Below are 21,995 nucleotides of genomic sequence, written 5' to 3'. Positions count from 1 at the left end.
CGCGCCCAGGATAGCCCAGAGAACGTTTACGCGCTTTGCGACCATGCCGTAGTCCCTCCCACCATCGACAGCGTGCGTGCCATCTTCGCAGGAAGCGTTGCGTCGGCCTTCATCATGCGATGCGCTGCCAGCAAAGAAGATTACTCATTGCCGCCGATCCGGGGAAGTACGGGCGCTTACATCCTAATTGGTCTATTGCACTTTCCGGGAGAATAGCTCCTGCTGGATGCGCTCCTCGACCGGAGCCAACACCTCCTCCTGCATTTTGAAGCTCTTGGCCGCGACCAGGCGCTCGAAATCCTGCAGTTTCCGTAGGGCAGTCTTCTGGTCCGCCGACATTTTGGAAACCAACAACTTGCCGCCATCGGTCAACGTGGCGAGCCGGTTCCGCAGGTCGGGTTCGATTTCGTCCGGGTGGCCGTATTCGAAACCGGCCTTCTTCATCTCGCGCTGCCAGAACCCAAGCGCGGCCTTCATGCGCGGGTCCTTGTTGATGAGGGCGTCCTGGGGATTGTAGTGGGTAGCCTTCAACTGATCGGGTTTGAACGTTTCAGTGAGGGCCTTTCGCGTGCAACCACCGGTCCGCGACAAATCTTCGATCTCTAAAGCGACCGCCAAGGTGCTGCTGGTGTCATCTCCGAGCAAGGCGCGATTGTAAGCAACCTGATCCGCGGGAGATAGTTTGCGGAATATTTGCACATTGCGTTCCCCGAGACCGACGCGGGCGGGGCTGTAGCCGGTGGCGAGCTGAGGCGGTAAACCGGTGTAGAAGGTAGACACGCCAAAACCATGACGACTGACGAACTCCTCCTCACTGAGGCCCGGAAGATTTTTGTCCGCCGACATGCCTGCCCGCACCGTCTTGTGGTCGGCCGCAATGTACTGGAAGCCCTGTTCACGCATGCAGCGCGCGATCAGTTCCTCGGTCTTCTCGATTGCCTGAACCAGTTCGCGCGGCGACATGCCGAATTCCTCGGTGCCGAGGCCTTTCGGTGCCTGCGCCTGTGCTGCGGCTATCGCCGGCGCGAGCAGGACGGCGAACGCGCCCATGTAAATTGGCCTCTTCATGGAGCTATCCTTTCCAGTAACGAAACTCGTATGCAGTCGGTACATGCCGGTACATGTCAGTCCGTCCCGACAATCTTTCCGGTTTCGACGTCGACGAAGACGTCCTTCTCGCCCTGCTCCGGTGATTGAATCTCGATCACGTAGACATTCTTGCCGCGCTTTTTCTCGATCGCCACGTCGGTGACTTCGCCGGGGATGCGTTCAAGCGCAATCTTCTTCGCCTGTTCTTCCGTGATCTTTGCCGCAGGCTGCGCACGCTCTTTCTTCGGGCTCGGTTGATGCGCCTGCACGACGGCCACGGCTGGCGCATCAAGAAAAAGGCTGGCAAGCAGGACCCAGTGGATCGTCGTCTTCATGGAGGTACCCTTTCCCATCAAGAGCCACATGAAATTCGTGTTCCGTTGTCAGAATGCCCACGGACGCGCGTCTTTCTCGCCGTATTCGCTGGACATTGCCTCCATCGCCATCTGTTGGCCGTTCGCTGAAGGCAGCTGCAACTCGGTGGAGCTGGTCTCGTCGCCGGTCGATCACCCAGCAACGAGGGGCGCAGCTTTCTTATGGTCAGCACTCCACGGCCGTGGATGACGCGAACAACGGGCTACTTATCCGTGCCCACCACCTTTCCTGATTCGATGTCAACGAAGACATCGGTTTCCACTCCGTCCTTTGCGGCAATGATCTCCACGGCGTAGACATTGTGTTTGCCGTATCTCTCGATCTTCGTCGACGTGACCTTGCCCGGGACTTCCTTGAGTGCGATTTTCGTCGCCTCCGACGTGCTGACTTTTGCAACCGGTGGCACCGTCTGCTTCCGAGGCTCCCGATGGTGTTTTCCAAAGCTTGCGATGTCGGTGCCGGGCAATGCGTCGGAGGCAACCAGTTCGCCATCCGAGGTGTCCTTGACGAGTCCCACTCCAGGGCACCACCACTTGTCCGTGATATCGGATGGGTTGGTGAGGCTATTCTCGCGTGTTCTCACACAATCCTTAAAGGTCCCGGCTGGAACGGTTATTGTGATGCCGCTTTCCATGTTTTCTGTATAGCCATAGGCCTCGGCCTCGTGCCCGTCGAAGATGTATTTGTCTCCGACGGTAAAGGTCCCAGGCATCAGCAGGCCGGGCTCGGCGACACCGTTGCCATCGGGGTCGCCGACGCGCCAGGTCCCGGCAAAGACCTTGCGTCCTATTTGGTCTATCTCCCAGCTCACTTCGCCAAACGTGTACATAGCGTTTGTTGCCTTATCCATGCAGAACCAGTTTTCCGCCCGCTGGTCCAATACGCCGTCGTAGAATTCCTCTTCCTGGACGACGCCACATTCGAACTTGCCAATACCCGGAACATCAAATGGTTCGGTCTTGTCGAGAACCTGGACTTCTATCCGCAAGAGTCCGTGTGGATGGTTTCGATGCTCCATGATGTATCGAAAGCCTGGCTTGAGTGGAAAATAGAGCGGGTTGTGTCCACTTGGGACCATGTTCTCCGCCTTCAAGTTCCAGTCTTTGAGCGAGGAAAAATCGACCCGGGCGCCGCTCTGGGTGCGCCCTGGCTGATCCTTGAATTCCCGCGCCATGGCGCTGTCGCCATGCACACAGAACCAAGTGCCGCCAGCGAGCACGAACCCGGCCGCGGTCAGAACCGTGGCCGTCATGAGGGCAGCACGCCAGTGGGCGAGCGGGCCAGATCGCCAGCTCATCAGCTTCATCTGTTTGTCCAACGTCTGCTTGTCCAACATTGCGACCTCCCTAGAACTTTGGGCGGTGGGTCCGACCCAAGGCCGCCCGGGGTTGGTTGACGAACGGAAAGAAGCACCGACGCTTCGGGTGGAGCTGACTCATCGCGCCCTCGCTGTGGTGAAGCCGGCTTCGATGAAGGACCGATTGCCGTCCTTGGCGATGGTCCCGATCGCAAATTTGTAGGCCTTGCCAGCGCGCAAGAACCCGTCAGGTACGGTGAAGGATTTTGCCGATCCGGGCAGCAGCGCCCGGATTTCGTAGGCCGAGCCGGTTTGCTCGATCACGATGGCGCAGGCCTCGATCCCCTCCGGCACGGACCAGCGCAGGGTCAGCGCGGTGGCGCGCACGTCTTTCTGATCAGGCCGCGGATATTCGAATGCGGCAGGTTTCGGGAACACGTGACTCAGCTGCGCTTCGCCGCGCAGACTTTCCCCTTTGGTCGTCGTTCCCTCAAAGCGATATGCGCCCGCCGGGAAATCAGCGCGTACGATCCTATTGTCCTCGGGCTCCGGCGATTCGAGCGTGAGGCTCCGGAATCCCAGTTTCGAGTCCGGCGTTTTCAGCTCGATCATCGTACGCGCGCCCGGCGCCAATACCTTCAGCGCAGCCAGGCCATCGTCCCCGCCAGTAGCCTCGAACCGGATCTCGGCATCGTGATCCTGAATATTACGTTCGAGATAGACGGAGAGCTTTTCAAAGCGGCCATCCTCGGCCGTGGCTCCCGTGACCGGGCACGCAAGTGCGGACAGAGCCGCAGCGGCGGCGACAATCCAACCATTGGGGCGATGTGCGGTCTTCATGTCACACGCTCCCAGATAGCTGTGCTGCTCCCGGATCGGTCACACGATCCGTCGACAAGCCGGCACCGCGGCCGAAGCGGAGATAGAACGCGGGCAAGATAAACAGGTTGAGCAGCGTTGACGTCACGAGGCCGCCCAGGATCACGACCGCCATCGGATATTCGATCTCGTGGCCCGGCAGGTCGCCGAAAATCACCAGCGGCAGAATCGCCAGCCCGGCGGCACCGGTCGTCATCAGGATCGGCCGCAACCGCTCGCTCGCGCCGCGAAGCACGAGGTTCATGCCGAACGCCTCTCCCTCATGGCGTTCTAGATGCTGGAAGTGGTTGATCATGATGATCCCGTTACGGGCGGCGATGCCAAGCACGGTCAGGAAACCGATCAACGAGCCAAGAGAAATTACGCCGCCCGCGAGCCACGCCGCGAGGACGCCGCCCACCAGCGCTGAAGGAAGGGTGAGGAAACTGAGCGCGGCCAGACGCCAGCTATCGAAAGACTGTCGGAGAAGTATGAATATGCCGGCCAGCGCCAGCACGGCGAACAGTTGCAGCCGCTCGCGGGTGGCGCGCAGTTCCGCATACTCGCCTTGCAGGACCGCGTAATAGCCAAGTGGAAACGCCATCTTCTGCAGGCGCGACTGCACCTCCACGGCGACGGCGGCGAGATCGTGGCCCCGGACATTCGCCTGCACGTCGATCCGACGGGAGCTTGCCTCGCGCTTGATGGCATTTGGCGTCGGCCCAATGCTGACATCGGCTACTTCAGCGAGCCGAACGCGCTGCCCCGTCGGCGTGTTAATCAGCATCTCGCGGACCGAGTCCACGCTGTGGCGGGACGCCGGATCGGTCCATACCTGCACGTCGTACGTGCGGCCGTCGATGAAAATATCGCCGACCTCCTCTCCGGCCATCAAGGTCGCAGAGGCGCGCCGGACATCACCCGGCTTCAGACCGTGGCGTTGTGCCTCGTCCAGCTTCACCGTCACCTGAATGTGCGGCACTTCGACCATCAACTCCTTGTGCAGGTTGACGAGGCCCGGAGTGTCCGCGAGTGCAGCGCGAACCTCCTCCGCCTTGTCCCTCAGTACCTCCAGATCCGGGCCGAAGATGCGGACGACGATCGCCTCGCCAGCCCCGGTCAGGACCTCGCGAATGCGTTCCTTCAGATAGGTCTGCACATCGCGGTAGAGGCCGGGATAGCCGTCCACCATTTCCTCGACCTTGGCATAGGTCGTGTCGTAGTCGGCGTCTTTGCTGATGCTGATCCAGTTCTCCCCGAAATGGACGCCGTAGACCTCATCGGCGGCGAAGGCCTGGCCAATATGGGCGCCGAAATTGCGTACACCCGGAATGGCGCGCAGTTCCCTGCTCGCGCGGGTCGTGATGCGCAGCATCTCGGGCAGCGACGTGTCGGGGGTGGTGACCCAGTGCATCAGGAAGTCGCGCTCCTTGAACGAAGGCAGCAGCGAGTGCCCGAGCAGTGGCCAAACGCAGATCCCCACGAGCGTCACGACACCGACGGCGACATAGGCCGCGCGCGGCGTTCGAGTGGCCCGTTCCAGCAAGGGCGCGTAGCGGCGCTGCAGCCAGACGATGACAGGCGATTCGCGCCCTTCGAGCCGCGCATTACGCAGTAGGACGAGACAGAGCGCCGGCGTCACCGTCATCGCCACGACGAGCGAGGCTGCAATCGCGAGCACATAGGCCGTAATCAGCGGCTTGAAGAAGGATCCAGTCAGGCCTTCCATGAACAGCACGGGCACGACCGCGACGACCACGATGAGCGTAGCGTAGACGATCGGCGCCCGCACCTCGAGCGAAGCGTCCAGAATGATGCGCGCGGTGCTCCGCGCATCGCCCGCCCGCCGCGCGAGACGCAGGCGCCGCATGATGTTCTCGACGTCGATGATCGCGTCGTCGACGACGATCCCCAACGCGATCACGAAGCCCGCCAGCATCATCGTGTTGACGGTGGCGCCGGCCTGGAACAGGACGAGGCCCGCCGCGAGCAGCGACAGCGGAATGGCGACGATGCAGACGATCGCGGTGCGCAATTCGTAAAGGAAGATGAATATGATTCCCACGACCAGCACGCAGCCCAGCAATAACGCCCACGATAGATTGGCGATCGAGTCCTCGACGAAAGTCGCTGGCCGGAAGATTGTCGTGTCGATCTCGACCCCAGGAAGACCGGGCTTCATTCGCTCCAGCGCCTCCTCCACCCCGCGGGTGACGGCGAGCGTGTTGCCCCAGGGAAATTTTTCGACGATCAGCATGAGGCCTGGGCCGTCGTTGATAACGGCATCGCCAATCATGCCCTGCGGCGCATAGACGAGATCGGCCACGTCGCTCAGCAACAGCGGCGGCTTGCCGGCCGATTTGGTCACCGGCACCTTGGCCAGCGTCTCGGGTGTAACGCCGCCCCCGACGAAACGAAGCTGGAAGCGCTGATTGGGTGTTTCGACGAAGCCGCCGGTGCCGATATGCGCGCCACGGGCATAGCGCAACAAGCCAACGTCGAGGGCATCGGAAACCGCCTCCTGCACCTGGTCGAGCGTGACATCCGCGGCGGTCATCCGCTTCGGGTCAACCATGACCTGGAGCATCTTGAGCTGCTCTCCCCAGATCGCGATGTTCGCAACGCCGGGAACCCCGAGCAGCCGTTGCCGGATCGTCCAATAGGCCAGCATCGACAGGTCCATCACGGACTTGTCCTTCGAGGCAATGCCGATCTTCATGATCCGGCTGGTGGAGGACAATGGCGGCATCATGAACGGCGGAGCTGCCCACGTCGGCAGGGCCTTGGACGCGAGCGCCATCCGCTCGCTGACCAGTTGCCGCGCACGGATTTCGTCGGCACCCTGCTTGAAGATCAGCAGGATCGACGACAGTTGCGGCACCGACTTCGACCGCATCACGTCGACGCCGGGGACGCCGTTGAGCGCGTTTTCCAGCGGCACCGAGACAAGTTGCTCAACTTCGGCGGATGATAGTCCGAGACAGATGGTCTGGATCTCGACCCGCGGCGGCGCGAATTCCGGGAATACATCCACAGGCACATCGCGCAGGCGCGCCAGGCCAAACCAGATCAGCACCACGCCAAGGGCGAGGACGAGATAACGAAAGCGCAGACTAGAGCCAATAATCAGCCTCATCGGAAAACATCCCCACTCGGGCCGAAGCCGCTGTGGAAAAACTATTTCGACGCGCAGCTAGTGACCTACCTTCACTTCTGTGCCGAAGACCTCCGGCACTCCCGCCGCAAGCACCTTTGTGCCGGTGGGCGGCCCGTCAGCCAGGTACGCGTTGTCGCCCTTGATGGTATCGATCACCACCGCGCCGCGAACGAAGGTCAACGGATCGGCGCTGATATAGACCCACGTCTTTCCGGTCAGATCGTAGAGAACAGCTGCGTATGGCACGATCCGGCGGCCCGATGGATCGGCGCGCACCTCGTCAATGAGGATGCCGAGCCGTTCCGCCGCTTTTGGCGTGAGCGTGATCTTTTTGATCTTTGCGTCATTCGTGGCCTCGACCCGCGCGGGCGCGCTCTTCTTGACGTCCGACTCCGCGGCCGCGGCTGAGACACACGACGCGGCGAGGCAGGCGGTGGACGCCGCGACCATCAATACGCTGAAGCGCGCCATGAGATGTTTCTCCTTTTCACAACGTTCGAAGTGAAGCGCGCGGCGGTCATGACGCGGTCTCCATTTCAAGATCGAGCCGGTCGGCGGTCCAGCCGGCGCCGAACCGCAGGTAAAGCGCCGGCAGCACGAACAATGTTCCCAGCGTCATGGTACCGACGCCGCCCAAGACCGAGAGCGCGAGCGGGTGCGCGATTTCGAGTCCGGCCACATCACCCATGATCGCGGACGGAAGCACCAGCGCGAACGTCGTCACCGATGACGCGATGATGCTCGGGAACTGTTCCTGAACGCCGCGACGTACCAGCGTTTCGCCGAACGGCTCACCCTCGTTCAATTGCAGATGCTGGAAATGGGCGACCAGACCGATGCCCTGCCGCACCATCAGTGCGAGCACCGCTGCCAGACCCAGCAGAGACCCAAGCGAGAAGTCACCGTCATTGATTGCGGTGGTAGCGAGACCGCCGAGTACAGCGACCGGTATACCGAGCAGCGACAGGACGCTGAGTGTCCAGCTGCGGAGTACCGCCTGCGTCAGCAGGAACATCAATACCGCCGCCGCCGCCATGTAGCTGTATATCGACCGCAGGGCGGCTCGCTGTTCCTTGTATTCGCCGAGCACCTCGGCACGGTGCTCGAACGGGAATGCGATCTGTTTGACATTCCTGGCGACATCATCCGCCACATCACCGAGCGCCCGCTCGTCCACTTTTGCGGAAACATCGATGCGACGCGAGGACCCCTGTCGCTGGATGATGCTGGTGGCCGGCGCGATGCGGACGTCTGCAACCTCAGCCAGGCGAACCTGGGACCCGCCCTCGCTGTTGATCATCAGATTGCGCACGTCATCGATGTTGTCGCGCAACTCCGGTCGCCCCCAGACAACCACGTCGAAAACTTTCTGCTCCTCGAAAAGCGCACCGACGGTGATGCCGCCGACCATCGCGGAGGTCGCCCTGCGGACATCGCCCGGCTTCAGGCCGTAGCCAGCCGCGCGATCGACATCCACCTTGACTTCGATCGAGGGTTCTTCGACCTGTAATTCGACCCGAGGATTTTCAATGCCGGGGATCTTCGCCATCGCTGCGCGGATCTCCTCCGCCTTGGCGCGAAGGATTTCAAGGCTGTTGCCATAGACACGGACGGTGAGGCTATCCGGGTCACCGGTGAGTGCCTCGCGCAGCTTCGTGGACAGGTATGTCCCAAGCTTGCTACGCATCCCGGGATAGGCGGTGATGGCAGCTTCGACGGCATCCACCGTTGTTTCGCGATCGGCCTTCGGATCGATGTTGACCCACACATGCCCGGCATTCACGTCCGTAGCGCGCTCGCAGTTGCAAAGCACGGCCCGTCCGAGATTGGCGAAGGCATTCTGCACTCCGGGAATCTCCCGCAGGTCTCGGATCAAGTTCTCGGTCGATCGGGTCATTGCCTGCAGCGAGGTGCCGGGCGGCCCCTGCCATTCGATCAGCAGATCCGTCTCTCTGAAGCTGGGCACCATGTTGCGTTCGAGCGGGCTCCAGAGCGCGAAGCACGCGATCGCCGCCACGACGCAGGCGCCGATACAGGCGAGCGGCGCGTGGAGGACGCGGCCGACGATCCGATCGAAAGGCCTGGCCAACCTATTGATGACCCAACCGCCCGTCGGGGTCAGTGGCGCATTGGCGAGCAGCACCGCGGCCAGCGCTGGGGTCACAATCAACGCCACAAGCATCGAGATGGACACGGCAGCGATATAGGCCCAGGCCATCGGCGCGAAGAACGCAGCGGACCGACTCTGCATGAACAGAACGGGCAGCACGGCGAGCACGACGATCAGCGACGCGTACAGCATCGGCCGACGCGTTTCCAGCATCGCACGGACGACAACCATGAAGCCGGACCGACCGTCGCGTTGCGGTGCCCGCAAGCGGCGCAGCACATTTTCGACGTCGAGAATGCCATCATGCACGATCACGCCGGATGCCATCAGCAGACCGCCGACGACCACCATGTTGAGCGGGATTCCGGCGGCCTTTAACAGCAGTTCAGCGCAAACGAACGACAATGAGATCGCAACCAGGGCGATAACCGCGGTCCTCCAGCTGCCCATCAGAAGGCCAAGCACGATGGCGACCAGGATGATCGAAATGATCATGGCCTTGCCCAGATTGCTGGTCGCGCGTTCGATGAAGCTCGCGGGATGGTAGATGGTCGTATTGATCTCGATGCCGGGGAGCCCGGGTTTCAGTTCGTTGAGCGCGCGCTCAACGCCGCGCGTCACGTCCAACGTGTTGAAGCCAGGGAATTTCTCGATCGCTACCATCAGGCCTGGGTTTTCGCCGACGATGGCGTCTCCGATCAGCGCCTGATGCCCCTCCACGAGATAGGCGACGTCGCCGACGCTCGTGGTCGTGCCGGTGAGCGGCACCTTGGCGAAGGTACCCACGGTGGAGATCGGCAGTTGGTGACGGATGCTGAGCCGCTGGTTCGGCGTTTCGATGAAGCCGCCGGTGCCGGGCGTGGATGAGTTCAGGTAGGTGAGCGGCGAGGACCACACCGCCTCACCTGTCGTCTTGATCACCTGATCGAGCTTGACACCCTTCTTGTTCAGGTTCCGGGCATCGACAAGCACCTGCACCTGCCGCTCGCGCTGACCCCATATCGAGACATTCGCCACACCCGAAACTCCGGCGAGGCGCGGTGCGATGTTCCAGCGCGCCTGAACGGACATGTCGATCAGTGATACGGATTTCGAACTCAGGCCGATGTTCATCACTCGACTGGCCGAGGAAACCGGTTGAAGCATGGTTGGCGGGCTGGAGACATTCGGCAGCGCGTGTGCCTGCGTCAGCCGTTCCTGCACCATCTGCCGCGCTTTCATCAGATCCGTGCCGGGCGCGAAGATCATTTCGATCGTCGAAAGTCCCGCCATTGATTCCGACTGGATAACCTGAAGCCACGGCACACCGTTGAGCAGGTCCGCCTCCAGCGGCACGGTAATCAACGATTCGACCTCGGCGCTGGAGAGGCCAAGCGATTCCGTCTTCACGGTGAGCGAGGGCAGCGCCAGTTCGGGGATGACGTCGAGTGGCTTGTTCCTGACATCGACGGCACCGAGGATCAGAAGGCCAGCAGCGACAACCACAACGAGGGTGCGCAAACGCACGCTAGAGGAAATGAGCCACGCCAACATCTCGACGCTCCTCCTTGACCTCTGGTTGTCTTCGATCTCTGGCTGTAGTTCGTACTCCGTTTGAGAGGGCCCGTTGAACGCGGGATCTTCTGACCGCTGTGTCGCTCGTGGAGGCAACACAATTATTCACCCAGTATTATTCCCCACGAGTCCGAATTTTTTCGGCCTTGCGCCGGCTCTATTTCGGTCGTGCTAACGCCACTGAGGCTTCGCCGTAATCAAAATTCCGCAATGCAGATTGAGGACGGGGTTAGAGCGAGTAGAATTTTTAAGTTGATATTCCTGTTGGCGCAATCCACCTATTTGGATTACGCGTGCTGGTTCCAATTGGGTCACGGGTGTTTACGCAATTTTGCGTGCTTAGGTGGCAAAAACTCTGCCGCCACCTGAAGTTGCCTGCCAGCCGACGAGGCTGTTCGCGGCTCCTCCTGTAATCTCGATACATCATTTTGGATATATTACTTCGTGGCGCTTGAGTATTTCGTCATTCGCGTCACAGTTGTGCCAGCATTGCTGGGGGCTCCGGCAATCGTTTGCTCCATGTTGTTGAATGGAGCTCTTGTCTGTAATCGGCCTGACGGAAGAAACGCTGGCTGAGACAGTCCTGATTGCCAGAGCGGAATTGCTGAAAGCGGGTTAGTTCGACGCTGTGAGTGACGTCGAACTGCGGTAGTTATGGGGCCGCGCATGATCTGGGGTAAGCGGGATGAGCGCGTCGCCGGATGCGGGCGGCGTTGGTACGCTGCTGAAACTGGCGCCTTAAAGTCAACTACGAGCGGCTGGTACCGCGTTTGCTCCGTGTATTCGTTTGCCTTTCGCGCTGCGCCCGCATTGTTTAGCCTCGTCCTGCTCATCCCTTCTCATGCCGCCGCCGCGGAGAACGAGGACATCGCAGATCTCAAGCGCATGCTCCAGGAGTTGAAGGCAGAGAACCGCAGACTTTCCCAGCGCCTCAGTACTCTGGAGCGCGCGCCGGCGGCACGACGGACCAACCCCGCAACGACGCATGAGCGTCCGACAGCCGTCGCCACTGCGGCGGCACCCGCACCGGCGGTTGCGGCGCCGCCCGCCGCTCCGCCCACTCTGCCCGCTCCAGATTTGTCCGAAGCCGCAGCGAAGAGGCCGCTCGGCGTTCGCGTAAAAGACCTGGAGGTCGTCTGGGCTGCGCAAGAGAACGCGACGCGCCAGATCATCCGCGACTCGCTTTCAAAGACGGGACCGAAGATCAATAGCTTCCTCTCTCTGAGCGGCGTGGTTGAAGGCGTTGCCTCGCGGACCGGCTCATTCACCGGCCCAACCCAGGAAAACCTCGCGCTGGGTACGGCGGAGCTCGACTTCGATATCAAGCTGAGCGACTGGTTGACCGGCGCCGTGGTGCTCCACTTCGACAACGGCACTGGCGCGATATTCCCGACCGGGAATCAACCAGTGGTGCCGACCAACATCGCTGGCGTAGGCGTGGATCGCTTCACGCTTGATCGGACTCACATTTCAGTCGGCGATCTGATGCAATTCCCGATCGCGGCCCGCTTCGGCGTGGAGGTTTTGCATTTCGGGACGTCCACGGGCGTGGCACGCCTGGATACGCTATCGATCGGCACTCCGCTGACAACCGAGGTGTTTGAAAACCGTCAGACGGCGGGAGGCCTGGAATTCGCATGGCCAACCCCACCGCGGCAGCCGCCGCCGGCGCCTGTCGTTGTTCCACGCGTTAGTCCGTTGGTCGTCGCACCGGCGGTGAGACAGTTGATGGGTTGGCTCGGCTACACCCCGCTGCCCGAGCGACCGTTCCAGCCTACGCCAGTCACATTCCCGTTCGACCCCGCGCCCTTCTACGGCTCAGTCGTGACCTACAAAGGCAGCGACAGCATCATCCCCGGCCGGACGAAAATCGACGACTACAATGCCAGTCTCGGTTTCCGGACGAGGGGTCATTGCGGCGTACCCTATGACCAGTTGAAGGACTCGCTGATTTGTCCATGGACCCTTGACTTCCATGTCGACTATAGCTCCTCCGTTTTCGAAAGTAGATTTTTGCGTACGTCCTACCTGCCGTTCCTGAATCAGATCGGACAGATCCCCGGAGTGGCCGCGAGCCTCAAAACCAGTTTCGGCCCGTTCGCCTTCGTGGGTGAGGTAAATACAGCAATTCAGGATGCCAGGTTTATCGATGGGCTCGGCATCGCGCGGAGCATGATGCCGATGACCTGGCAGGCGTCGATTGCCTACCAGTTCGACTGGAATCCGTGGATACAGGAGATCGGCGCGCAGGGCGATTACATCTCGTTGGGATATTCCGGTAGCAAAGACATGGCCGGTGTATCGATCCTGCAGAACGGGATACCAACCCGGATCGGATTCGTCCCGCAACACCGGCTTTTCCTGACCGGAGGCGAGTGGGTGATGGATGGGCTGAAGGTGGCCGTGGAATATTCAGCCAACTGGGATTATCCGGTGAGCGCCGGCGGCACGGGCAAAGTCGCGCATGGCTGGTTCGGATTGATCCAGCTCAATTTTTGATCTGTACGATAAGGACGTGCGTGCCGAAATCCTGGAAGCGATTGAGAATATCCCCGGGGAGGAGCAAGCTGCGTTTGGCGGGCCTGCGCGCCGGCAACACCGATCTCATCGCCCAGATATGAGACTGAGAGCGTTTCGGAGCACCAGAACCCGGTCGTCAGTGGCGGCGTTCCAACGCCAATTGATGCTTTCCCCGGGCGCACGCTGCTTGCAAGCCCACAGAAGGGAGAACTCCATGAAGGCCATCGCACTGGGCGTACTCGGTGCCGCGCTGCTCGCGTCCGCCGCTTTGGCCGCGCCCATCAACGCGACGACGATCAGCTCCGTCGAAGTCTCCAACGTCGATCAGGTCGGTCTGATCTGCAACGAGTATTATGGGCGCTGCTGGCGGACCCGAGGACCGCGCTATGTCCTGCGCTATTACTACGACCCCAGCTACTTGCCCGGCCGGGGCTACAACTACTACGCTGGCCCCGGCTACTACGATCGCTCCGGCTACGGCGGACCAAGGTTCATCATTCGCGGCTGGTAGCCGGGAAGCATAGGGCCGCTCTCTGACCCAGACCCCTTCCCTTTGTGGAGCCACCGTTCATGGCTGCCTACGAGGCTTTTGAAAAGGCCGCATACGGCAACGCCTAGGACGCACCAATTACTGGCGGGCGGCGATGAATGTCTCGAGCCGCCCGACCAGCCTAACCGAACAGTTCCCATTGCGCCGAGCACCGCGCTGATCAAGTTTCCCCATCCGGTCCCAACAGGTGCGAGCCTCCGCTGATCGGAGGGCGGGAAATCGGCGTGACGATGGACGACATACCATTCGCCGTCGGATGCGGCGATAGATGTGCGTCACGCGGATGGTCATCGAGATGGGAGCTTGGCTATTGAGCAGCGCGTCTCAAGGGCGGCGCACTGGAATCCACCGCTTAACCCCGCGCTGGCACCAACCTGCATCCTCCAGCGCGGAAATATGGGGCAGTAACCGGTACCGATACTTGATGCGATTCAATCCCGCATCACCGCGCCCGGGTCTCGCCCCCCTTGCCGCGCGCCCTCATGAACATCGCGATGCGCCTGCGGCTGATATCGCGCGGCACGTTTGTCGCGCAGTGCGTTCTCCATGGCCGCAGGACGTCCGACTGCAGCGTTAGCAAAGCTTCGGCAATCCGTCGGTGGGGCCGTGGTTCGTCCTAGGTCAGAACGACTCACTTTTACGGAGCCGGTCTCAGAGTCATTGTCTGCGGGCCGACCGCGCATAGATGCCGCGTTCGCGGCGTCGGAGATCTCCGGTTAGCGGCGGCCGCTGACTGACGGCCTGTCCGCGGTGAGCGGGAGACGGCTCCACTCACGCGGGGCCGTCTCCATTCGCGGGCTGTCCCTGCTGCCTACGGTACGACCAGCGGCCCGATTGCCTGAGCCACAAGAGCCTTGATCATGCGGCGATAGAACGGCCGGATGGCACCCGGCGTCTGCGCCATGTAAACAACGGTGAGTTGCTCCTTAGGATCGATCCAGAAAAAAGTGCCACCATAGCCGGCCCACATATACTCGCCTTCGGAGCCGGGCACGCCCGCTAGCCCCGGCCCTTGCCGAACCATGAAGCCCAATCCGAATGTGTAGCCCTCTACGCCCATCAACAGGCCACCAGGTGTGAGTGGTGATGCAGGGCGATTGCCTAGGTGATCTGAAGTCATGAGTTTCACGGTGGTTGGGCTCAGATACCTGTGGCCATCTAGCATGCCGCCATTCAGCATCATTTGACAGAAGCGCAAGTAGTCGGCCGCCGTCGATACGCTTCCCGCGCCGCCGAGGTCGTTCGACGGATCGATCTTCACGTCCAGCAGTTGCTCGGTAGGCTCACCTGTGAGCGGGTTTTTGGAAAGCGGCTCGGCAATCCGGTTCCAGCTTGCCTCAGGAACTTTGAACCCCGTGTCAGGCATCTTGAGAGGCTGGAATAGTCGTTCATTAAGAAAAACCGATAGGCGCTGGCCCGATACTGCCTCGACGACCCGCCCTAGCACATCGACAGCGAGGCTGTACTCAAAAGCCGTGCCCGGCTCACGCACCAGCGGCGCTTTGGCGATACCCGCTGTGAATTGTTCGGGCGTGATTAAGCGCGACGGCTGCGTGAGAATGTTTGCTTCAGCATAGGCCGCTTTGATCTCCGGAATGGCGGAGAACTCTCCGTACGTGAGGCCAGCTGTATGTCGGAAGAGGTCGTGAATGGTGATCTGTCGCTTGGCAGGTTCACGGCCAGTTTTGCCATCTTTGTCGGTGACCAGGACTTCCATCTTGGCCAGCTCTGGCAAGAACTTGGAGACTGGATCGTTGAGCTGGATCTTGCCTTCCTCGACCAGCATCATCGCTCCAACTGAAGCGAATGGCTTCGTCATAGAGTAGATGCGGAAGATCGCATCCTTGGTCATTGGCTTCCCCGCCGCTTTGTCTTGGAAACCAATCGCGTCGGAGTAGATCAGTTGGCCTCGCCGGGCGATCATTACGACGGCGCCCGGCATACGGTCGGCATCAACCTCCTTTTGGAGCACCGCCCGAATGCGAGAGAGCCGCTCAGGCGAGACATCGACGGTCTCGGGCTGAGCGGTTGGTAGACCTTGCGCGAAGGCTCGGCCCACGAGCATCAAGGCGGTCGCAATAATAATCGCTTTCGACACATTTTTCATGGTTTCCTCCCTTCGTCCGCTCTAGGGGCGTACGGCAATTGCAGAAATCTCGACCTTCAAATCGCGAGGCAAGCGCGCCGCCTCTACTGTAGCGCGTGCGGGCGGTGCGTCCTTGAAGTATGTGGCGTAGACTTCGTTCATCTTTCCGAAGTCATTGAGGTCTTTGAGGAACACGGTTGTGGAAACGATATGGTCCATCGTCATCCCGTCTGCCTCAAGCACAGCCTTCAGGTTGTCGAGTGTGCGCCGCGTCTGATCCTCAATCGACGCATTAACCATCGGTTGATTGCTCTTTGGATCTATCGCGGCTTGTCCAGCGAGATAAACTGTCTTGCCGACTTGGATCGCTTGTGAGTAAGGACCAATCGGGTTAGGCGCGTTCGGCGACAAAATTACCTTCTTGCCAGTGTCCTGCGCGTTCGCGATGCCGAGCGGTAAAGCACTGAATGCGATGCTGGTGAATAATCCGGCAACGATGAGAGAACCAGCTAGGTTCATTTTGTCTCTCCTCGTTTCAGGTTTTCCGCCCCGCCAGCGTGCGCTCGCCCTGCATCGGTCGCAAGCCCTATCTTGAGGCCTCGCTCACGTTGACGTCGCACAGCACCCGCCGTAGTGACGACCTTTCAGCTATTAGCGTGGCTTCTACAGGGAATACGCAGGGGTGATGGGGCCGTTCCCGAGGCGTCTTTCCGCATTGGTTCGTGGCCTGCGCCGGAATATCAAATCGCCGAAACACTCGGACAGAGCTCTTAGTTTGCTTTTGGCCCCTTCGGACCTGGCGACGGCCGCTCCAACGTCTGCTGGTCGGGGTAGACCGGAAATAAAGGGGACAGCCGTCAAATCGGCGCTTTTAACCCTAAGCCGTCATTCAGAGGCGCAGTACTACACGCCACTACTGAATGAAAAACCGGCGAGATCTCGTCCAGGCGACTTGGCCAAGTGACCTGCCATGCTCGTATGCAGCATCCACTACTGGTATTTGGGATCCATCTTCGGCTCGGAGCTGGCAGTGATCTCTCGAAGTATTGCACCAGCAGCCTGCAGATCCGGTGTCCCAAAGCCCTCAGTGAACTGGCTATACAGCGGGGTGATCAGGTCGCGAGCCTCGCCGCGCCGCCCCTGTTCTCTCCACAATCGTGCAAGGCTTGTCGCCGTGCGCAACTCCCACAGCTTAGCGCCTTGCTGGCGCGCGGTTGCCGCCGAATGCCCGAACCGTGCTTCCGCGGCGATCGGATCGGGCTTCGGCAACCGCAGCATCAGCTCGCCCATGATCCGATGGAGTTCGCTCGCGAACCACCCCTCGCCGGTTTCTTCCACGCGCTCAAGCGCCTTTGCGACCAGATCCAAACCTTCCTCCGCTGCGCCGGAACGGCCGAGCACCTCGGCTTGGAGACCGAGGAAATACGGCTCATAGAGCCCAGCTCCGGTCGCGCGCCACGCCGGAAGGCCCTGCCGAAGCTGCGCGAGCCCTGTCTCCAGCTCACCCGACTGAGTCAGCACCCATCCCCGGAACACCGTGGCCGCCGCGAGAAAATGCGGAAAGTTCTGCTCGGTCGCGAGCTCAGCAAGTTTCTCGGCCCGGTCCTTTGCCTCGCGCCACGCGCGGCGGAACTGATCGAAGGTACACGCGAACATCAGGGCGTACGCCCGCGTGTTGAGGTGAGCGAGCTCGCGGGCGGAGTCGAGTGCCTCGCGGCTCCGCGCCCGGGCCTGCTCCGGATAGCCCAGCGCAAACAACGTCCATGAGAGCCCCGACAGCGCCGCCACGCGCGGATCCTGCACATAGAGGAAGGCGAGCGAGCGATGCCGCTCCCGGTCATAGAGAGCGAGCGCCCGCTCCAGATGGGTGCGGGCAGCAATCATCTCACCGCGCCAGAAGGCACCGGTCCCACTGATGCGGTGAGCCACCATGGTTGCGGAAGCCTCCTGATGGTCGTGCACCCGACGCAGAAACTCGTCTGACACTTCGCGCGCCGCGTTGTGCTCGGCTCGCACGCCGTGGAATACCCATTGCCCGTAGAGCACGGGCCAGAGCTGGGTAGTGGCCCCAATCTGCTCGCAAAGCTCGCGGGCGCGGGCGTTGGCCCGCCCGGCTTCCGGCGCCGCCCAGCCTTGCCTGGCCATTAGGGCCACGCCAAGCGCCACCTGGAGGTCGAGTTCTCGCCGCCCCCGATCTATCTCCGGCAGACCCGCGAGCAGATCCAACCCGTTCCGCAACTGCGTGAGCGCTTCGGCCATCGCCGAGCGGATGATGGCTCGCCGTCCCGCCCTCAGCCAATAATCGATCGCTGGTTCGGCCAGCCCCGCCTTCATGTAATGGTGGGCCAGAAGTTCGGGCTGTACCTGCACCGTCTCCGGGAATTGCTGCTCGATCGCGGCGGCGATCCGACCGTGCAAGCGCTGCCGCTTCGCGCGAACCAGGGTCGCATAGGCGGCGTCCTGCACGAGCGCATGCTTGAAGCTGTACGTCGCTTGAGGCGGGGTCCCGCGCCGGAACACCAGGCCCGAGCCGACGAGGTCGTCCAACGCCGCCTGCAGGTCGCTCTCCGGCAGCGCCGCCGTCATCGCGAGCAGTTCGTGAGAGAATTCCCGGCCAATCGCGGCCGCGACCTGGGCTACCTCACGGGCGGGGGCCAGCCGGTCGAGCCGGGCCAGCAGCGACTCCTGGAGCGTAGTCGGGATGGCCATGGGCGGCAGCGGCCCTGCGAGCGCGTAGTGGTCGCCCTCATCCCGGAGCAGATTGGTCTCCAGCACGGCGCGCGTCAGCTCCTCGACGAACAGGGGTACGCCGTCCGTCTTGGCCACGATCTGGTCGAGCACCACAGGAGGTAGCGCCTTGCCGCCGCTCAGCCGCGCGACCATGGCCGCCCCCTGCCGACGGCTCAGCCGGCTGAGGGTCAGCGCGGTGACATGGGCATAGCGCGTCCACAATGGCTCGAACTCGGGCCGGAACGTGATGAGGACGAGTACGGGGGCGCCTTGCACCCGGTTGATCATGAGATCGAGCAACTCGAGCGAAGTCGGATCGGCCCAGTGCAAGTCCTCGTACAGGGCGAGGACGGGCCGGCGCGTTGCGAGGCCCAGAACCTGATCGACCAGCACGTCGAGCGTCCGCTCCTTCTGCCGATGCGGGCTCAGGTCGAGCGGCGGATAGCGCGGCTCCGTCTCCAGCGACAGCAATGCCGCGAGCAGCGGGGCCACCGCAGTGACATCATCGCTCGATAGCGCAAGCAGCGCCTCGAGCTTGTCGAGCTTCGTTGCGGCGGGATCGTCCGCGGTGAAACCCGCCGCCCGCTCCAAAAGGCCGATCACGGGATGCAGCGGGCTGGTCTGATGGTGCGGTGAGCAGTAGTGGCTCAGCACGGTAAGCGGCTCATTTTCCAGTCGTCCGCGCAGCGCCCGCACGAGGCGCGACTTGCCGATGCCCGGCTCGCCAACCAGCAGCACCACTTGGCCCTCACCCTCCTTGGTTCGCTCCCAGTGCTCGAGCAGCAGGCCGATCTCATTCTCGCGACCGACAAGTGGTGTCATGCCGGCCCCGTGCAACGCCTCGAAGCGGCTTTCGGCGGCGCCTTCCCCGATCACACGCCACGCGCGGACCGGAACGGGAAACCCCTTCAAGATCTGCACGCCGAGTTCGGCGAGTTCGAACAGCCCGCCAATGAGCTCGCGAGTGCGCGCGGAGATTACCAGGGTGCTCGGCTCGGCCAGGGTTTGCAGTCGCGCCGCGAGATTCGGCGTATCGCCCACCACCGTCTGCTCGCGCGCCGCGCCCTCGCCAATCAGCTCGCCGACAACAACCGGGCCGGTCGCGATGCCGACGCGCGCCGCTAGCGTCTCGCCCTGCCCCGATCCCAGGCCGTGCACCGCCGCTACCGCAGCGAGGCCGGCCCGCACCGCGCGTTCGGCTTCATCCTCATGGGCGCGCGGATAGCCGAAATAAGCCAGTACACCATCCCCCATGTACTTCGCCACGTGCCCTTCGAACCGCACGATCGCGCTGACCACCGCGCTCTGATAGGTCCGTAGCACATTGGCCATTTCCTCTGGATCGAGCCGCGCCGCCAGCGCGGTCGAGTCGACCAGATCGACGAACATCACGGTGAGCTGGCGACGTTCGGCCTCAGATGCAGGCGAAGCCTTCGCGGAGATGCCGGCGGGTGCGGCCGCAGCAGGGGTGGTCGCCGCAATTGAGCCGACGCGGAGGGCGGCAATGGCGGCGAGCAGCTTGCGGCGATGACCGATCGAGGCGACGCCGAGCCCGATCAAATCCTCGGCCGTGAGGTCCAGGAGAACCTCGGCATCGATGTCGTTCTCCCGGAACGACTGTTGGTACTGTCCCAACCCCAGACCACACAGCCAGGCCGTGACGTCCATGGGCTCCTCCCGGCTCTCGTCTTCAGAGCACCAGGCGCTCGAGCCTACTGCAAAATGGCTGGGAGAGCACGGGAAACACAACGAGCTTGATGCAAGGCAAGGGCAGCTTCTGGCCCAAAACAGCGGTCCAGGATTGTCCGCTTTCGGACCGCTACTGAGGGCTAAGCGGACGTTTCTCTCCAGTCTAACGAAACGGGCATTGCGGCTCGCCAAAAATATGGCGGAGTAACGGGTACAGGAGTCCCGAGCGACTGCGATCCCGACATACCGCCCCGGGGATCCCCTACCCCTTCCAGCGACAGGCACATGCTTCCCTAAACCGCGATAGGAGCTCTGTGGAGCGTCCCCGTATTCAGCTGGCTCAGCCGTTTAGTACGGAAGGATTACCCCTTGTTCGCCTAGCTCAATGTCAGGTTGCGAACAGATTCGGGGTCTCAATTCCGTTTATGATACGGCCGTTGTCTGTCAGTACCATTCCGTTCGATGCGGGCTGCGGGCGTTACCAATCAAGGAAATTGTCAGTTGAAAGTAGCCCGGCTTTTGTTGCCGGGCTTTTTCTTTTCGGCGTGTTTGGCGGGCGAGTGTTGTTTCCGGTTACGGTTGGCTTAGCAGTTTGGTCCCCGTAGGTGGCCCCAACGCCGCTCGCCGCAGATTGGGTGTGGAGAATGACCGGTAGCGGTACCTGATTGATTGCGATCCCGGGAAACCGGGGTGGGGGTCTGCCCCCTTACCCCTTACCGATCGGCGGTGTCGAGGGGGAGATTTCAATGATTAGCAGAACGGAATCCGCGCTTCCGCTGCAAAGCCCGTGCCGCAAGCCTCGTCGTGCGCGATCAGTAGCGGATCATTTCCTCTCCGAACCGCCGATGATTTGATGCCCGGTTGAAAAATATCTGACTGCGCTCTTCAGCTTCTCCAGAAATCCTTGAACCTTGTCGACGATAGCTCCGTGTACCTCACGGTGTGTTGGATGTTCCTGTGGCCGAGATAGGCCTGCAAGGCTCGCGTATCGTGGCCCTTGTTGGCCAAGGCAAACCCACAAGCATGACGCAGCATGTGCGGGTGGACCTTGAACGACAACTTCGCTTCGACGCCAGCCCGCTCCATCATCCGGGCGAACCCGGCTGTCGTGAACGGTCCAGCCCGCTCGCTGGTAAACACAAACGGCGATTTCGGCTCCTGCTCTCGCTGCAACCTGCGCAGTGCTCTTAGCTCGTCTCCCATAATCGGGTGCGTGGCCGGAGTGCCCCGCTTGACCCTGCGGACATGCAGCGTCGCGCTGACAAAATCGATTTGGTCCCAACGCAGGTCGACCAGTTCAGACACCCGCAGGCCATGCCGCCACGCCACAAGGATCATCGTGCTGTCGCGGTGTCCCCGCCGATTGCCCTTCGTGGCCTGGACCAGCCGCTCCACTTCGGTCTCGGTCAGATGCTCGCGACTGCGCAGCTCGGCATTGGGGCGGCGCTTCGGGGTGACTGTTCGTTTTTTGGTGGTTGGTGCGACCGGTTGGAGATGAGATTTCGCCATGTCTATCGGCCCCTGCGCAGGATGACTGTTCGTATAATGGCTCTTTTACGAACAGTGCTAAACCCAGTAGAGCGGCAGACACACAACTATTCTAGCCCTCATCAGCCCCAGCACTGTGTAACTCGAAGATTACGACGTCCGCCCCCGATCCTCGGGATGGACCCCGTAGTGATCTCGTTCGGCATCCCACGCGCTTTCCATCTATCGGGGCTGACAGGTTAGCTCGCCACCGTCTTTACGCCGTGGGAGCTTTCATTGTTTGCCACTGTCCTCGATGATTTGCCGGATGGTGACATGAATGTCCCCGCCAGCCTCGCCGACGTGAGACTGCGGTGGCTTGCCCCAGCCGCGATCCAGCAGGACGTTGGCGGCCTGCACCCGCGCGGCCGGCGGGTACTCTGGCTGGCGCATGATTGCGGCGAGGTGACGAATACTCTCCTCGGTATATGCCCGGCACAATGAGCGTATGTC

General features: G+C 61.6%; 14 protein-coding genes. 2 read left to right on the top strand and 12 right to left on the bottom strand.

The genetic code is table 11. From position 1 onward, the window contains the following. Positions 1–192: 192 nt before the first annotated feature. From CQ12_RS39745 to CQ12_RS39715, 7 genes are all read right to left on the bottom strand, one after another. A complete protein-coding gene (locus tag CQ12_RS39745; RefSeq protein WP_057840683.1) occupies positions 193–1,068 on the bottom strand; it encodes a hypothetical protein in 876 nt (291 codons plus the stop codon). Positions 1,069–1,124: 56 nt separating this feature from the next. Next, on the bottom strand, positions 1,125–1,424 hold the full coding sequence (locus CQ12_RS39740) for a PepSY domain-containing protein (protein ID WP_245310346.1): 300 nt from the start codon (positions 1,422–1,424) through the stop codon (positions 1,125–1,127). Positions 1,425–1,666: 242 nt separating this feature from the next. Continuing rightward, entirely contained in the window at positions 1,667–2,800 is a 1,134-nt protein-coding gene (locus CQ12_RS39735; RefSeq protein ID WP_057840674.1) for a PepSY domain-containing protein, read from the bottom strand. A 99-nt stretch (positions 2,801–2,899) separates the two neighbouring features. Continuing rightward, positions 2,900–3,601: a hypothetical protein gene (locus tag CQ12_RS39730; protein ID WP_057840673.1), complete on the bottom strand. Its 702-nt coding sequence runs from the start codon at positions 3,599–3,601 to the stop codon at positions 2,900–2,902. Between the two features lies 1 nt (position 3,602). Beyond that, complete coding sequence (locus tag CQ12_RS39725; protein WP_057840672.1) at positions 3,603–6,755, bottom strand: efflux RND transporter permease subunit; 3,153 nt, start codon at positions 6,753–6,755, stop codon at positions 3,603–3,605. Positions 6,756–6,812: 57 nt separating this feature from the next. Further along, a complete protein-coding gene (locus tag CQ12_RS39720; RefSeq protein WP_057840671.1) occupies positions 6,813–7,247 on the bottom strand; it encodes a hypothetical protein in 435 nt (144 codons plus the stop codon). A 46-nt stretch (positions 7,248–7,293) separates the two neighbouring features. Next, the gene (locus tag CQ12_RS39715; protein WP_063799893.1) at positions 7,294–10,419 is read right to left on the bottom strand and encodes an efflux RND transporter permease subunit; all 3,126 of its coding nucleotides are present in this window, start codon (positions 10,417–10,419) and stop codon (positions 7,294–7,296) included. 687 nt (positions 10,420–11,106) lie between these two features. Here CQ12_RS39715 and CQ12_RS39710 point away from each other — a divergent pair. Beyond that, the gene (locus CQ12_RS39710) at positions 11,107–12,939 is read left to right on the top strand and encodes a hypothetical protein (protein WP_157088774.1); all 1,833 of its coding nucleotides are present in this window, start codon (positions 11,107–11,109) and stop codon (positions 12,937–12,939) included. Between the two features lie 235 nt (positions 12,940–13,174). After that, complete coding sequence (locus tag CQ12_RS39705; protein ID WP_057840668.1) at positions 13,175–13,471, top strand: hypothetical protein; 297 nt, start codon at positions 13,175–13,177, stop codon at positions 13,469–13,471. Between the two features lie 850 nt (positions 13,472–14,321). On the opposite strand, the gene CQ12_RS39700 is transcribed toward CQ12_RS39705, so the two are convergent. The 5 genes from CQ12_RS39700 to CQ12_RS45565 form a co-directional block, all read right to left on the bottom strand. Further along, positions 14,322–15,617, bottom strand: coding sequence for a serine hydrolase domain-containing protein (locus CQ12_RS39700; RefSeq protein WP_063799892.1), 1,296 nt, complete (start codon positions 15,615–15,617; stop codon positions 14,322–14,324). Between the two features lie 21 nt (positions 15,618–15,638). Further along, the gene (locus tag CQ12_RS39695) at positions 15,639–16,115 is read right to left on the bottom strand and encodes a RidA family protein (protein WP_083519688.1); all 477 of its coding nucleotides are present in this window, start codon (positions 16,113–16,115) and stop codon (positions 15,639–15,641) included. Between the two features lie 471 nt (positions 16,116–16,586). Continuing rightward, complete coding sequence (locus CQ12_RS39690) at positions 16,587–19,994, bottom strand: AAA family ATPase (protein WP_057840667.1); 3,408 nt, start codon at positions 19,992–19,994, stop codon at positions 16,587–16,589. Positions 19,995–20,900: 906 nt separating this feature from the next. Then, a complete protein-coding gene (locus tag CQ12_RS39685; RefSeq protein WP_057840666.1) occupies positions 20,901–21,524 on the bottom strand; it encodes a tyrosine-type recombinase/integrase in 624 nt (207 codons plus the stop codon). Positions 21,525–21,776: 252 nt separating this feature from the next. Continuing rightward, positions 21,777–21,995 (bottom strand): hypothetical protein (locus CQ12_RS45565; protein ID WP_063799891.1); only part of this gene is annotated, 219 nt, incomplete at its 5' end.

This window comes from Bradyrhizobium jicamae (genome assembly GCF_001440395.1).
In the GTDB taxonomy this organism is placed as follows: Bacteria; Pseudomonadota; Alphaproteobacteria; order Rhizobiales; family Xanthobacteraceae; genus Bradyrhizobium; species Bradyrhizobium jicamae.
This window is presented reverse-complemented; position numbering and strand designations above follow the sequence as displayed.